The sequence below is a fragment of the Pantoea sp. sgz302252 genome (assembly GCF_047713085.1).
Taxonomy (GTDB): domain Bacteria; phylum Pseudomonadota; class Gammaproteobacteria; order Enterobacterales; family Enterobacteriaceae; genus Scandinavium.
In genome coordinates, this window is sequence record NZ_JBLFJW010000010.1 from 59,311 (window position 1) to 72,292 (window position 12,982).

General features: G+C 49.2%; 17 protein-coding genes. 11 read left to right on the forward strand and 6 right to left on the reverse strand.

Annotated features, from left to right (window positions below):
• Positions 1 to 79 precede the first annotated feature (79 nt).
• Both rsmF and ACLW56_RS09805 read left to right on the forward strand, forming a co-directional pair.
• Entirely contained in the window at positions 80 to 1,504 is a 1,425-nt protein-coding gene (gene rsmF / locus ACLW56_RS09800) for a 16S rRNA (cytosine(1407)-C(5))-methyltransferase RsmF (RefSeq protein WP_330983591.1), read from the forward strand.
• 113 nt (positions 1,505 to 1,617) lie between these two features.
• Entirely contained in the window at positions 1,618 to 1,857 is a 240-nt protein-coding gene (locus tag ACLW56_RS09805; RefSeq protein ID WP_330983592.1) for a YebV family protein, read from the forward strand.
• A gap of 59 nt (positions 1,858 to 1,916) precedes the next feature.
• Here the strand turns inward: ACLW56_RS09805 and pphA are convergent, their stop codons facing one another.
• Entirely contained in the window at positions 1,917 to 2,561 is a 645-nt protein-coding gene (gene pphA / locus ACLW56_RS09810) for a protein-serine/threonine phosphatase (protein ID WP_330983593.1), read from the reverse strand.
• 161 nt (positions 2,562 to 2,722) lie between these two features.
• Between pphA and ACLW56_RS09815 the strand changes: the two genes are divergently transcribed.
• The 6 genes from ACLW56_RS09815 to ACLW56_RS09840 all read left to right on the forward strand — a co-directional run bounded on the left by ACLW56_RS09815 (position 2,723) and on the right by ACLW56_RS09840 (position 6,784).
• Positions 2,723 to 3,679: a VirK/YbjX family protein gene (locus ACLW56_RS09815; RefSeq protein ID WP_330983594.1), complete on the forward strand. Its 957-nt coding sequence runs from the start codon at positions 2,723 to 2,725 to the stop codon at positions 3,677 to 3,679.
• Between the two features lie 122 nt (positions 3,680 to 3,801).
• On the forward strand, positions 3,802 to 3,945 hold the full coding sequence (locus tag ACLW56_RS09820) for an Ecr family regulatory small membrane protein (RefSeq protein WP_330983595.1): 144 nt from the start codon (positions 3,802 to 3,804) through the stop codon (positions 3,943 to 3,945).
• Positions 3,946 to 4,685: 740 nt separating this feature from the next.
• Positions 4,686 to 5,303, forward strand: coding sequence for a hypothetical protein (locus tag ACLW56_RS09825; RefSeq protein WP_330983596.1), 618 nt, complete (start codon positions 4,686 to 4,688; stop codon positions 5,301 to 5,303).
• On the forward strand, positions 5,300 to 5,803 hold the full coding sequence (locus ACLW56_RS09830; protein ID WP_330983597.1) for a hypothetical protein: 504 nt from the start codon (positions 5,300 to 5,302) through the stop codon (positions 5,801 to 5,803). The genes ACLW56_RS09825 and ACLW56_RS09830 overlap by 4 nt, the downstream gene beginning before the upstream one ends.
• Positions 5,804 to 5,955: 152 nt before the next feature.
• Positions 5,956 to 6,213: a hypothetical protein gene (locus ACLW56_RS09835; RefSeq protein ID WP_330983598.1), complete on the forward strand. Its 258-nt coding sequence runs from the start codon at positions 5,956 to 5,958 to the stop codon at positions 6,211 to 6,213.
• A 13-nt stretch (positions 6,214 to 6,226) separates the two neighbouring features.
• Positions 6,227 to 6,784: a hypothetical protein gene (locus ACLW56_RS09840; protein WP_330983599.1), complete on the forward strand. Its 558-nt coding sequence runs from the start codon at positions 6,227 to 6,229 to the stop codon at positions 6,782 to 6,784.
• 89 nt (positions 6,785 to 6,873) lie between these two features.
• Here the strand turns inward: ACLW56_RS09840 and ACLW56_RS09845 are convergent, their stop codons facing one another.
• Entirely contained in the window at positions 6,874 to 7,035 is a 162-nt protein-coding gene (locus tag ACLW56_RS09845; protein WP_330983600.1) for a hypothetical protein, read from the reverse strand.
• A 193-nt stretch (positions 7,036 to 7,228) separates the two neighbouring features.
• Between ACLW56_RS09845 and ACLW56_RS09850 the strand changes: the two genes are divergently transcribed.
• From ACLW56_RS09850 to ACLW56_RS09860, 3 genes are read left to right on the forward strand one after another with little or no spacing between them, the layout of a single operon-like run.
• Positions 7,229 to 7,720 (forward strand): Hcp family type VI secretion system effector, encoded by a 492-nt coding sequence (locus tag ACLW56_RS09850; RefSeq protein ID WP_330983601.1) that lies wholly within the window; start codon positions 7,229 to 7,231, stop codon positions 7,718 to 7,720.
• Positions 7,717 to 8,196, forward strand: coding sequence for a DUF2778 domain-containing protein (locus tag ACLW56_RS09855; protein WP_330983602.1), 480 nt, complete (start codon positions 7,717 to 7,719; stop codon positions 8,194 to 8,196). Before ACLW56_RS09850 ends, ACLW56_RS09855 begins: the two co-directional genes overlap by 4 nt.
• Entirely contained in the window at positions 8,196 to 8,465 is a 270-nt protein-coding gene (locus ACLW56_RS09860) for a hypothetical protein (RefSeq protein WP_330983603.1), read from the forward strand. Before ACLW56_RS09855 ends, ACLW56_RS09860 begins: the two co-directional genes overlap by 1 nt.
• Positions 8,466 to 8,514: 49 nt before the next feature.
• Here ACLW56_RS09860 and ACLW56_RS09865 read toward each other — a convergent pair whose 3' ends face one another.
• The 4 genes from ACLW56_RS09865 to ACLW56_RS09880 are packed head-to-tail and all read right to left on the reverse strand — an operon-like array spanning position 8,515 to position 12,972.
• Positions 8,515 to 9,528, reverse strand: a complete 1,014-nt coding sequence (locus ACLW56_RS09865) for a hypothetical protein (protein ID WP_330983604.1) — start codon at positions 9,526 to 9,528, stop codon at positions 8,515 to 8,517.
• 11 nt (positions 9,529 to 9,539) lie between these two features.
• Positions 9,540 to 10,064 (reverse strand): hypothetical protein, encoded by a 525-nt coding sequence (locus tag ACLW56_RS09870; RefSeq protein ID WP_330983605.1) that lies wholly within the window; start codon positions 10,062 to 10,064, stop codon positions 9,540 to 9,542.
• 11 nt (positions 10,065 to 10,075) lie between these two features.
• A complete protein-coding gene (locus ACLW56_RS09875; protein WP_330983606.1) occupies positions 10,076 to 12,553 on the reverse strand; it encodes a host specificity factor TipJ family phage tail protein in 2,478 nt (825 codons plus the stop codon).
• Positions 12,544 to 12,972 carry an NlpC/P60 family protein gene (locus tag ACLW56_RS09880; protein ID WP_330983607.1) on the reverse strand — a complete coding sequence of 143 codons (429 nt, stop codon included), beginning with the start codon at positions 12,970 to 12,972 and terminating at the stop codon, positions 12,544 to 12,546. Before ACLW56_RS09880 ends, ACLW56_RS09875 begins: the two co-directional genes overlap by 10 nt.
• Positions 12,973 to 12,982: the final 10 nt, after the last annotated feature.

Below are 12,982 nucleotides of genomic sequence, written 5' to 3' on the forward strand. Positions count from 1 at the left end.
CCCACACGACTCCGGCTGTAAGAAGCCGGAGTCGGTGTGCTAAACTGCGCGCCTTCCCTTTTTAGATTTGGTGCGTTTAGTGGCTTACCTTCCCGATTCCTTCCTTGAGGTGATGCGTGCAGCAATGCCTGCTCATCTCTCCTTCGATGAGTTCATCGCCGCCTGTCAGCGCCCGCTGCGACGCAGTATTCGCGTCAATACGCTGAAAATCTCCGTGGAGGATTTTCTGCAACTGGTCGCGCCTTATGGCTGGCAACTGACGCAGGTTCCGTGGTGCGAAGAAGGATTCTGGATCGAACGCGAAGACGAAGATGCCCTGCCACTGGGCAGCACGGCGGAGCACATGAGCGGCCTGTTTTATATTCAGGAAGCCAGTTCTATGCTGCCCGTCGCGGCACTTTTTGCCGAAGGTAACCAGCCTCTGCAAGTCATGGACGTGGCGGCTGCGCCTGGCTCTAAAACCACGCAGATTGCCGCGCGGATGAACAATCAGGGTGCGATTCTGGCCAACGAATATTCCGCCAGCCGCGTCAAAGTGCTGCACGCGAATATCAGCCGCTGCGGGATAAGCAACGTCGCCCTGACCCATTTTGATGGCCGCGTTTTTGGTGCTGCCGTGCCGGAAGCGTTTGATGCTATTCTGCTGGATGCACCTTGCTCCGGTGAAGGTGTGGTCCGTAAAGATCCCGATGCGCTGAAAAACTGGTCCGTGGAAAGTAATAACGCCATTGCCGGGACCCAGCGAGAACTTCTCGAAAGTGCGTTTCATGCGTTAAAGCCGGGCGGAACGCTGGTGTATTCCACCTGCACCTTAAATCGGGAAGAAAACGAGGATGTGCTGGCCTGGCTGCTGGCCGAGTATCCGCAGGCTGTCGAAATTACGCCTCTGAATGCGCTCTTCCCGGAAGCGGAAAAAGCGATAACCGCCGAAGGTTATCTGCACGTCTTCCCACAAATTTATGATTGCGAAGGTTTCTTCGTGGCAAGGCTGCGTAAAACCGCTGCGATCCCTGCCCTACCAGCGCCGGGTTATAAAGTCGGTAAGTTCCCGTTCACGCCGATGAAAACCCGCGAAGCCGCCGCTGTGGCGCAAGCTGCACAAGCTGTTGGCTTGCAGTGGGATGAAACCCATTCGCTCTGGCAGCGAGACAAAGAGATCTGGCTTTTCCCGACAGAGATAGAACCGCTGTTGGGCAAAGTGCGTTTTTCCCGTATTGGTCTGCGCCTGGCGGAGACCTTCAACAAAGGGTTCCGCTGGCAACATGAAGCGGTTATCGCCCTCGCGAGTGAAAAAAGCGCACGTTTTGAACTCACTCAGGAAGAAGCCGAAGAGTGGTATCGCGGACGTGATGTCTGGCCTGAAACGCCGCCAGACCGTGATGAGGTTATTGTGACGTTTCAAGGGCATCCGTTGGGGCTCGCCAAAAAAGTCGGTTCACGGCTGAAAAATAGCTACCCTCGCGAGCTGGTTCGCGACGGCAAACTTTTCGCAGGCAAGGCGTAGCGCGGGAAAAAAATAAGCACGTTCTGACTGGCAAATTGCTCCGGCTTGTCTACGCTGAAAAATGGGCGGCCCAACTGGTCGTACCACAACGAAGCAGATAACCGGAGAGCATTATGACGAAAACCAGCGTACGCATTGGCGCCTTCGAAATCGATGATGCCGAACTGCATGGCGAGCAGCAAGGGGAGCGAACGTTAAGCATTCCCTGTAAATCCGATCCCGATTTGTGCATGCAGCTTGATGCCTGGGATGCCGATACCAGCGTTCCCGCCCTTCTCGATGGGGAACATTCTGTCCTCTACCGTCAGCATTACGATCGTCAGTCCGATGCCTGGGTAATGCGCCTCGCATGACCCAAAGAGAACCCGCCCACAGGCGGGTTAATTATTCGCTCCAACTCAGCGATTTGTCATTACTGTAACGGCACCAGCGTTAGCTCGCCGCCAAACACCGCCCCGGTATCGATGTAATGCTGATTGCTGGCATCATAACGATGCTTCAGCGGCGTGTGTCCAAACCAAAAGTGATCCGCGCCAGTAATGGTTGAATGCTTGCCCTCCAGATGATCGCTCAGACGTTGTCTGTCCCATAACACCCGATGCCAGTCGACCTCTTTCTGCCAGTGATAACTGTCCGCCGGATAGTCGGCATGCGCAATGACATGAACGCCAGAGTGCGTATCCACTTCGATGATGTACGGCAGTTGATGACACTCCAGCAACAGCTGTCTCGCCTCCGCTTTAGCTTGCGCCGAGCCTTCCTCAAACCACGCGCCGCCGTTCAAAGCCCATAATGACAATTGCTGATGCTCAAGGGCATCCATCGCCATTTGTTCGTGGTTGCCACGAATAGCAAAAAACCATTTCTGATGGATCAGTTCGAGGCATTTCAGACTTTCAGGGCCGCGGTCGATAAGGTCCCCTACCGAAATAAGTAAATCCTGATAAGGATTAAATTTCAGGGCGTTGAGTTTATTCATTAACAGGCGATAGCAGCCGTGCAGATCGCCGGTTAACCAGATGTGTTGGCACTGCGTACCGTCAATTCTCTGATACATAGTGATGCCCCCTGATATAAGTATAGGAGGGGGTGCTGAAGGTGAGGCGGGTGAATAACTTAAATCAAGGATAAACAAACCCGGAATATACTTCCCCAGCCCATTAAGCTCAGCCCGCTACGCCGCTAAAATAGCCTCATAGCAATGATGAGGTTATTATCGTGTCGGACAATACACTGCATTCCGGGTATTCGCCTGCGCCACGCGCGCATCTTATTTCAGATTTAATCAGTGGCAAGTTAACCCCTGCGCCAATCTGGAAAGAGGTGAACTACCGTCTGAAATTCTTACTGCGCACGGTGATTTTCTACCCAGCCACCCGGCGGATGCTGGGTAGCCTTGGCAAGCGCAAGGACTTTATGCAGTTGCTAAAAGCCCAGGTCACATTGCCCAGCAAAACGCACCGGCAATACTTAGCGCGCGGCTTATCCTCCACGCAGCGCGCAGACGCCATTATCGGGCATTATGAATTTATCGACTCAGTGCAAAGCCCGGCGCTAGTGACGGCGTTAACAGCGACAGAACCCACAGAGCTGCTGAAGCTGGAAGGCAAAGATGGCGCGGTATTTGCCCTGTATGCCTCCTGTGCTCACAAAGCCGAGCGTGAAGGCGAAAGCACCGTCTGGTTCTGTGATGCGCAAAATACCGTGCTGGCCAGTGCGACCTTCTGTATTGCGCGCAGCAGCCAAGGCTGGGAACTGGTGGTTGGCGGTTTGCAAGGCCCTCGTCGCGGCGTTTCGCATGAGGTGATTAAACTTGCCACTCGTGCCTGCTACGGGGTATTCCCAAAACGCATCCTGATTGAATTTTTTGGCCTGCTGGCCAGCCAGTGTAGCATTACTACGCTTAGCGGCGTGAGCGATAATGGCCACGTATTCCGCGCCCTGCGCTATCGCTTTAGCAAAGGCCGTCACCTCCATGCCAGCTACGATGAGTTTTGGGCTTCCATTGACGGCGTGAAACGCAATGTGTTCCGTTGGGAGCTGCCGGTGCAGCAAGAGCGCAAATCGCTCGAAGAGATTGCCAGCAAAAAACGTGCTGAATACCGTCGTCGTTTTGCGCTGCTCGATGACATGGCCGTGCAGTTTGCTGCCCTGTTCCCCGCTTCAGACAAATGAAACCGGATGATCTGCCCGCCCGTGGGCAGAGTCCTTCCCTTGCACCGATTGCGTCGGACACAGAACTTTCGTTATCATCAGACCTCTCCCTTCCGTTAGTCTGCAGGCGAAAGATTCTGGCTATGAGCAAAACTGAAATTGCCCTGATAATCATTGTGCTGCTTATTTTAGCGGTTTGCGTCTGGTTTATTTTCAGTAACCTGATTTGGGTGATGGTCAGTTATCTGGAAACACTGTTGTATCCCGAGATTGTCACACCTGAGTAAAACGTCACTTGCTGCGGATTAAAATGCAAAAAAAAACAAGGTGCCGTTTGAACCCACCCCGCTTCCTTAATACCATGAATTCCGAAATGTAAAGTGACGTGATTGTTCATCCCGACAACCTATCGATTTGCATTTCAGGTCTGTCTGAATCCATATTCCCTGGACGTGCAACTTTCAGACCAACCACCTGCGGCGCTGCATATCCCTGTAAGCCGCAAAGTGAGTCCGATACTATAATATTTATTGCAAGCTTTCCCCTTTGCCCTGCGAAGCGAAGGGGATTTTTTTTGCCTGTAGACGCAAAAAAATCGTGTAAAAGAAATGTTAAGGCAGAAAGTGTTGTGATATAAAAGATTCAGGTCGGGGCAGAAGTGTGGGACATTTTTGCATCGACTTTCGTAAGTCTTTGAACGGACTTACAGATAAAAAGAGACCGAATACGATTCCTGTAGTTATTTAATTCCAGCTTTATTGTTTGAAATCAGCAAGTTAAACCAACCTTCGTTTTTAAAACACTCATTTTCACGTTTCAATGCATACCTTAACGATCAAACACATATCACTTTTTTCGCAAGTATTCGGGAAAATTTCGTTTAAATGCATCCGTCTAAATGATTCAAAATGGATCACATCACCGGCAGATCATCAAACTCCCCGCTAATGTAAATATAGTAATAACACTATATCTTTAGATATAGTGATGATACTATATCTCTATCAGCTCACCTCAGGAGGTCATCATGAAAGCGATCATCAGCGTACAGCATAACGTTACCCACGCAGTGACTCCCTACGGCAACAAGACCATCATTACTATCTACGGAATGGGGGCAACAGAAAGCATTGCCCGACAAAATGCGTTTTGTTATTTGAATCATGGCACGAATGATTTCGAAGAGGAATTCAGCGACGGAACGTGCATCGAAGTATCTGAAAAGCTGAAAGCAGCTCATCTTGATAACGCATGGGAAACAGAAACAGATGGTTCAACAATGTCTATTACTGCCGGTGACGGACATATTTTTTACATAGAACACGTTCTGCACAACCTGCTTATTGATGAAAACAATCAGCTTAGTTACGGCGATGAGTTGAGCCTGGTTAACTATATAAGAATTTATTACGGTGGCGTACAGAGAAGGTTTTCTGAAGCTGCGGGTGTATCTCCTGCTCAGGTCACGCAGTGGATTAATGCCGGATTCATCGTTGAAAACCACAAGCTAAAAAGTCCACCAAAGCCAACAGTATTTAGAAGAGACCTGCCGGTGCCGGTAGCTTATGACCATCGCGCACAAGAAGAGTCAGAGCGTGTCGTATACGCCCCGAACATTGACTGGACTGATGAGGAATGCGAATGAGTAGCATCGATAGTAATTTCGAATTTTGGCACAACAATGTTGCAGACATACCCCAGCGTGATGAAAACGGCTGGTACGATCTTGAAACAGGCCTTCGCTACGATCCAAGCCATGCTTATCATCAAAAAAAGAAAGTAACCCGCAAAAAAATTAGCCCTCAGACTGCCGTCGCTCGCAGCACAGCAAAGAGTGCGGGCGGGAAAGCACTCACTGGCACGGCGAAGCAAGTTAAATGGGCTGAAGTCATTCGCGCTGAAAAAATAAAGTGTATGTCAGAAGAAGCGGCCGCACTTTGTTGCAGCCCCGACGGCCTTCTCTCATCCGCGAAACCCTGGATTGAAAACAGAGATCGTTCACCGCAAGATTTTGCTCAATTCGCGGTTGCTGTTAAAACGATGCGAGAAGAGTACGAAGTGGCCAGCGCCAAAGGAGATGTCGAAGCAGTGAAAAAAATCGCAACAGAGCACAACGCGCTCACCGCATCCTGGGGATTTAAGTAAAGATGATTTAAGGGGTTTATTCTAACACTTCGTCAAACATAAATCAGCACTAACTGCTTAAGATTGTACACGATATTACTTTACACGATAAGTAAAACAATTTACTATACATACATCGAAGCAAAATACTCAAACAAACTGAGGAAAACAAAATGTCTAAATACCAGTTGCGTAGAATCGACCCAATGACTCGCTGTGAAAACAAATATATTGATTGTGTGGATTTTGATAGTTTTAGTGATTTGCGCGATGAGATGAACACGCGCCGGGACCCGTGGATCGCCGCAGGCTTTGACGTTCTCAACGCAGACGGTGAAATTATTTTTAGTAAGGATGACGCGTATCACTGCCGTTTATATTTCGGCTCAAAATATACACTGAAACAGATTATTGAGTACCGCTCATTATAAGGGGAGAGAAAGTATGAGTTATAGTGAATTTGAAAAAATAATTTCAGATAATATTATCCACCACCGCATGGGAAAGAGATATGACCACCTTGAGGAGTGCTTCTATGAGAATGTGTCCGCTATTTCTGCGATTTCGCAAATGGTTGGTAGTGTTGGTGGCGCGACGTGGCTTTGGGCGTGTATCAGCTTCATCCATCGCGTAGGGGGCGGGGGACCTGGGAAATATCTCACTGAGGATGACAGTGTCGCCGGTGCGTGGGGCTCACTGGCAATCCGCCAGCAGACCGGCAGGCATACTGTGAATCAAACCCGGTTTGAAAACTGGCTAAAAGCTGATTCGTGGGGAGTCTTTTATACGGAAACGCTTAAGTTCTTTGAGCTGGCGAAGGTGCGACATGCTCGATTTTCTATCCACTCCCTGTTTGATGTGGCTCGTCTGCGAACGATGGCTATTGATGGCTCGGACGATACTCAGTTGCCTGCTCAGAGATTCAAGATGCTGATGATGTCCGATTTTATTGAGGGGCGCCATGCCGCTGAAAGCCATGCCGCTAAAAAACTATATAGATAAGAACTACGACGGCAATCAATCCGCATTTGCGCGAGCTGTGGGCCGCTCCCGCCAGCAGGTTCAGCAGTGGATTGATGGCAACTACATAGTTATAGACGGAAAGCTTTACAGCCCACGTCGCGACATCCCAACTCCGCCATAAGCGGCTTCACATGACCGGAACATCGTCGAACATCTCCGGTCCGCGCATCGTTGATCACGTACTTAACAACGCCCTTTATTTCTACCGGCTCGGCATCGTCGTTCAGCATGATGATCTCATTTAACCGATCAAGGTGCTGAAGATGCGGAGTCGGATAAAGCCGCAGGCGCTTAACCCGAAATTTTCCATCGATGACGCAAACAACAATGATGTATATGAATTTTTCTGGATCATCATTCCTAACGATTTTATAGTGTCTGTGCTTTTTTCACTCACATCATATACTTGAAGGATCAAATGAAATGGCTATTCCTGCTTACTTATGGCTGAAGGACGATGGCGGCGCAGATATCAAAGGCTCAGTAGATGTTCAGGACCGCGAAGGCAGCATCGAGATTTTATCTTTCGGTCATGGACTGCATATCCCTACTGACAGCAATACAGGCAAGCTCACCGGTACCCGCATGCATTCCCCATTGACGTTTGAAAAAGAGTTCGACTCGTCGTCACCGTACCTCTACCGGGCAGTGGCTACCGGGCAGACACTAAAATCTGCTGAATTTAAATGGTACAAAATCAACGATGCCGGGCAAGAAGTTGAGTATTTCAACATGCACCTGGAAAACGTGAAGGTTGTCGGTATCACCCCTGTCATGCATAACGTCAAAAACGCCGACATGGAGAAGCACAACCATAACGAAGCTGTGGAACTGCGCTATGAAAAAATCACCTGGAAGCACTGTGATGGCAATATCCAGTTTACCGATGGGTGGAACATGCGAGTGACAGCATGATTATCGCCAGGTATGCGCTAAACGGCTTGCCTACCTCAATACTGACTGTTCCCGGCGTCGGTAATTTTCCTGCGTTCTCCGGTCAGCTCTATGGTCGCAACAATGTGACAATGGCAGGAAGACCAGATATCGGCCCTATTCCACCCGGTCGCTATTTTATCGTAGGTCGTAAAAGTGGCGGCAGGCTCGGATCGCTCCGGAACTACTTCCTGAAGAATTTTTATGGCACGGATCGAGAGTCATGGTATGCGCTGTACAAAGAGGATTGGCAGATTGACGACACGGTCTTTGTGGAGGGCGTGAAGCGTGGGAATTTTCGGCTGCATCCTATCGGGCCGATGGGGTTAAGTGAAGGGTGTATAACGTTGTCATTTCAGAGCGATTTTGACTATCTGAGCAAGGCCCTGTCAAAAACGACAATGATTCAGGTACCGTGCAGCAGCTTCATGGCGTACGGCACAATCACGGTGACCTGATGATCGAAAAAATTCTCACTCTGGTTGTATTGCTGGTTGTATGGTTCATCGTCGCATCAATCGCTTGGGTGGAGCTATTTCCGCTTGAGTGGGTATTATCCATTGACGGGTACCTCGTATCACACGGTATTCACATCTACGGTGAGCATGAATTCGGCGACGAGCGGGTTTATGACTTTATGGCTGACCTGGCGATTACCGGCTCTGCGGTATTATCCGTCGTCATGACCTCAATCACGTACCGACTCATAAAGAAACGATTCCTGTAATCTTTCCCCGAGGCCAGTTACGGCTCGGGATTTTTTTGCGAATCCAGGCCTATGTCTTCGCTGCGTTGATAACCACCTCCAGCCCGGCCAGTTCTGCCCCGCTTTGCCAGTCACTGAAATTTGTTACGGTATTGTATTGAACGTAAGAAGGAGCAGCGCCACTGAATTTTGACGTGATCATGCTTTGCTTCACTCCATTCAGATAAATTTTTTGAGCCAAAGCACAGCCCTCTGCCGGTGGAGATGTCAGGCCGGTCGTTTGAACCGCGATCACGTTATCTGTAGCTGTCGGCACGGCATTATATTTGAGAGTGCCGGGCGCAGTTGTCATGTGCAGAAAACCGCCGACGTCCTGATAAGCCGAGTCATAGATGCTGTTCAGATCTGTGACGATATCAAGCCCAAGGGTATTGTAAGCACTCGCGTTTCCGCTGAAGCGCTGAGCAGTGCATGACCCAACAAAAAGATTGCCGAACGGGCTCATTTTTGCAGTTGTGTCGTCGTCAACTGCGATATAGAAATCAGAGTACACCAGGCCGACGCCAGATAACCCCAGCGAGCCTGGGCACACCATTGTTGCATATTTCGACGATGAGATGACTGAGTTATCAGTTGTTTGCTGGCCGTTAGAGTAAGCTCTCAGCTCTCCGGTTTTCGTATTTAGTGCAATTTCACAATAATACGAAAACTCACCACCACCAACATGCGTTGCGGTTTTTAAGGTGCCCCCCGAATATTGGACTGTAAAAGGGGAATATGATGAATTTAGTGAATTGCTGGCAGAAACTCTCACCCCCACATAAACGATTTGATTGGGGTAGCTATCTGCGTTCACAGTCAGTTCTATTCTGCTGCCAGTGTTAGTTAGTCCGGTATTTACACCCTTGTATGACTTACCCTGCACACTTGCTGTACCGATTTTCCCGGTAGATGTAGTAAAGATCTCCCAGGGACTTATTAGACTGTATTTATTTACGAAGCTGATAAAGACGGCTGAACTTGCTGTTGCAGAATATTGTGGCAGATGGTCAAATCCCTGCATCCAGATGATTTTCTTGGACATAAACGCAAACCTTATTTATAGGCGTAATAAGTTACTGACGAAAATACTTCCATAAAATCAGGGAGCACTGCGTAATAATCAGTCGTTGAGTATACTTCTACATAGCCCGGCAGCACTGCGTAGTAGCCTGTCTGTGAATAAATATCAATTTCGATGGGTTTGGGGACAATTAAGCCTTTTGAATACAGTTTGGCACTGTATGTAAACGTCCCATCAGATTCATCCAGCGGCAGCAAATCTTCAGGGAGTAATGTCACTTCATAATCTGCAAAGCCGAACTCCGTTTTGATGGGCATCATGAAGCTATTTCTGCCCTGGTCCAGAACATTTACGAACCACGACCAGAATATTTTTGCATCGTCTCGCGAAAATTTAAATGTGACACTCCAGGAAACAGGCACGTTTTTGTTTGTATTTTTCCTGTACCCCTCTCCAAATCGAGGCTTTACCAGTCGATAACTGGGGGGTGACGTTCTCGTTTTCCCTGTCGTAATTATCCCCGGCAGGCTCGCCGGCCATCTGATATCAGTCGCCATGTGCGCCCCTGTTAGTCGTAGCCGTACGTTCGTTCGTCGTACTGTGTCAGCGAAATACTGAGCGTGTCCGGATCACTGGCAGGGCCACGCGCAGTAAGTGTAAATTCCATCGGCTCGCCAGCGAGAGATGTCGTGATGACGAACCTACTTCCCGAAAGCACAGTAACGTCGTCTGCAACGTATGCGTTGCTGTATACAGCCGAAAAGGCCGTCGGTTTTCCGGCGATATAGGAGGCCGTCAGCCAGGCCGATGGATACCCGTAACGGTCTGTAATGCTGACCTTGTATGTTGTGTCTGAACGTAGCCCCAGTGACTCAGATGTGTAAAACGTGCTGCCCGCTATCTGTATTATCTCCCCCGTTGTAACCACTGAGTCATACGAATCAAGCCAACGCGCCCGGTCGCCAAGTTGCACCAGAAAGGCGTCATTAAGCGCGACATCCTCGACGGCAATTCTCTGATAGATGATCCTCCGTGCCTCAAGTTGTGCCCGGTTTTGTGCCTGGTCCCGATTTCTGCAGCCAGCCAGCTGCATTTTATAGGGCCGCCGGGCTGTACCCGCCACAATGCTTTTAGAGGCGGCGTTGATGCGCAATCGGATATAGGCCTTTTTATCAGTCCCGTCCTGGTTTGTATCGGTGGAGTCTACCCACTCTAATTCCACTCCGTCATAAGATGTCGGCAGGCTGCATTTGTACTGCAGTGAACCGCCGCTATCTCCACTGGCCAGATTGCGTGAATCAAATTGCGCGGAAATAATCGATTTTTTTTCATCACGGACAAAACGCCACATTAAACCATCACGAAAAACTGTCACACGAGCGACATTGCAAATTGTTTGCAGGCGCTCTCCGAGCGAAATATCTTCATCGTCAAATGAAAAATCGAACCATCCCAGACGCTCATTTTTCGCTTTCAGCGCAGCATCGATAGCGTAAAGGCTTACCAGATCCAGTTCTGTATACGAGCGTTTTGCAACTTGCGTATAGCAATGCAGAACTGCATCAGCGAAGCTCCGACTTGCCCGCAGCGTGGTAACCACTTTTGAACCGTCCCAGCTGACAGTCAGGCGGGTAGCTAACGCATTAAATTTTTTGTCTTTGTACCCGGTGGCCTGTGCGGTCGCGATTGTCACGCAGCGAATCAGGGTCTCTTGCGCAGTGACATTTCGCCGTATCTGAACCGAATAAACCTCTTCAAGTTTGGCCTGGTCGGTCAGCTGGTCGTAACCATTGTTTGTGCGCTGGATGCGGAAGGCGTACCGGGCCCGACCCCCGCTGGGCGTCACTTTCCGGGTGAAGTAAAGCGCGTTATAAGTTGAGTCATTATACGAAAAACTCTCCGACTGGCTGGTACCCGGGATCTGATTATTATCCTCGTCGACCTGCCACCACTCGGCAGTGAATTCGGCCGTTGCATTGTCGCCGTCATCATCCATCAACCCGCGCAAAAAAACCACGTTGTACCAAATCTGATCGGATTCAGAGGGCAGAATGAAAGGGCCGACATACAGAGCCTCCATATCGCTGATAGTCAGGCTACGAACCTGACTATTAAATACTGGCAGACTCGACTGCGAGGAAATTTTATTTATATAAATTCTGTTGGTTGTCGCGCCGTCTTCCCCTATTAACTCCGTTTTATAAATCTGACCGCTGACGGTATAAGAGTTATTCGTAAGAACGATGTCAACTTTGACAGAAATTGGCTTACTTTTATCGAAAAAATAATCTAGGCTGCCGATCGTAGGTAGTTCAATAACAAGTTCAGACTGACTATATGCTGCACGGGCATTATTTGTAGTGGCCGAATATAACACCGTATCCCCGCGATTTGGGGGCGTAATTTCCTGACCGTCAACGTCAGGAGATTCGGCAACATCATATATCTCAGGAATTACGTTCCCTGGATAAAAAACCTCGTACGATGCGCCCGAAATTGTGCTCAGAAGCGTGTCAGAATATTTTACTTTTTCTATCTCATAACTACCAACTCCGACACACAAAAGTTCCGTCACATGTTTTATATTGTCGATGTATTCTGAAAGTGAGGTGCTAACCAGATCCGGAAATACGCGCACTTTTCCATAAATGTCAGGTATCGCCTGATAAAGGCGAGCCAGGTTTGTCTGCCCTGTCAGCTCGTTATTCGGGCTATCTTTGCGCGAACCGGATTGGTTAGGAATTGTTGGTTTCGGAGTGAGCGCAATAACGGCAATTGCGGCGGCTGCGGCGATAATTCCAACAATGGCCAGCGTTATACCCTGCTGCCGCAGCATGATCGTCACAGCATCGTCTTTTGATGCAGGTTTGTTCAGGTCAAACTCCAGTGGGTTCACCGTTTTGCCATTAACGATAACCGTTGTAGTGTCAGCAGAAAGACCATCCGGAAATGCTCGCTGGATATTTTCCTGTAAAGTGAGCGAGTTGTCGATTTCAACGATGTCTCTACCCAGCAAACCTTTCGGGTCTCGATAGATTACCAGCATCGCCAGCCCTCATATTTGTAATAGTGCATATCCCCACCGTGGAAACGGCGGAAAACATCAATGCGGTCACAGCGTACCTGCCCCGCTTTCTTGTCATCCCCGGCTGAATGCAGAACATGAGTGCAATCAACTATCACACCGACGTGAGTAGCTCGCCCACCTTTGAAAAGCATGAACGCAATGCCATCCCCCTCAGGTACATCAACACGGCGCCAGGTTCCGGTGGCAATCTGATTTTTGAAACCGGTATCGATGGATATGCCACCCGTTGAGTACCCTTCAACGCAAGGGATTTCTTGGCCATAAACATGGCGGAAATACATAATGACAACGCCCCAGCAGTCCATTGCGCTCCAGGAACAGGCGCGATCGACCCATGGAAGCCCGACAGCGCGGGCTATAAAATCATATTTGTTCATTTTTTTTCTC

Bases quoted from the DNA above. Each gene is read 5' to 3' on its own strand.
- ACLW56_RS09840 (WP_330983599.1), top strand. From the start codon at position 6,227: ATGAGTTATAGTGAATTTGAAAAAATAATTTCAGATAATATTATCCAC.
- ACLW56_RS09860 (WP_330983603.1), top strand. From the start codon at position 8,196: ATGATCGAAAAAATTCTCACTCTGGTTGTATTGCTGGTTGTATGGTTC.
- ACLW56_RS09835 (WP_330983598.1), top strand. From the start codon at position 5,956: ATGTCTAAATACCAGTTGCGTAGAATCGACCCAATGACTCGCTGTGAA.
- ACLW56_RS09855 (WP_330983602.1), top strand. From the start codon at position 7,717: ATGATTATCGCCAGGTATGCGCTAAACGGCTTGCCTACCTCAATACTG.
- ACLW56_RS09805 (WP_330983592.1), top strand. From the start codon at position 1,618: ATGACGAAAACCAGCGTACGCATTGGCGCCTTCGAAATCGATGATGCC.
- ACLW56_RS09825 (WP_330983596.1), top strand. From the start codon at position 4,686: ATGAAAGCGATCATCAGCGTACAGCATAACGTTACCCACGCAGTGACT.
- ACLW56_RS09830 (WP_330983597.1), top strand. From the start codon at position 5,300: ATGAGTAGCATCGATAGTAATTTCGAATTTTGGCACAACAATGTTGCA.
- pphA (WP_330983593.1), bottom strand. From the start codon at position 2,561: ATGTATCAGAGAATTGACGGTACGCAGTGCCAACACATCTGGTTAACC.
- ACLW56_RS09880 (WP_330983607.1), bottom strand. From the start codon at position 12,972: ATGAACAAATATGATTTTATAGCCCGCGCTGTCGGGCTTCCATGGGTC.
- ACLW56_RS09865 (WP_330983604.1), bottom strand. From the start codon at position 9,528: ATGTCCAAGAAAATCATCTGGATGCAGGGATTTGACCATCTGCCACAA.
- ACLW56_RS09850 (WP_330983601.1), top strand. From the start codon at position 7,229: ATGGCTATTCCTGCTTACTTATGGCTGAAGGACGATGGCGGCGCAGAT.
- ACLW56_RS09870 (WP_330983605.1), bottom strand. From the start codon at position 10,064: ATGGCGACTGATATCAGATGGCCGGCGAGCCTGCCGGGGATAATTACG.
- ACLW56_RS09875 (WP_330983606.1), bottom strand. From the start codon at position 12,553: ATGCTGGTAATCTATCGAGACCCGAAAGGTTTGCTGGGTAGAGACATC.
- ACLW56_RS09845 (WP_330983600.1), bottom strand. From the start codon at position 7,035: ATGCTGAACGACGATGCCGAGCCGGTAGAAATAAAGGGCGTTGTTAAG.
- ACLW56_RS09820 (WP_330983595.1), top strand. From the start codon at position 3,802: ATGAGCAAAACTGAAATTGCCCTGATAATCATTGTGCTGCTTATTTTA.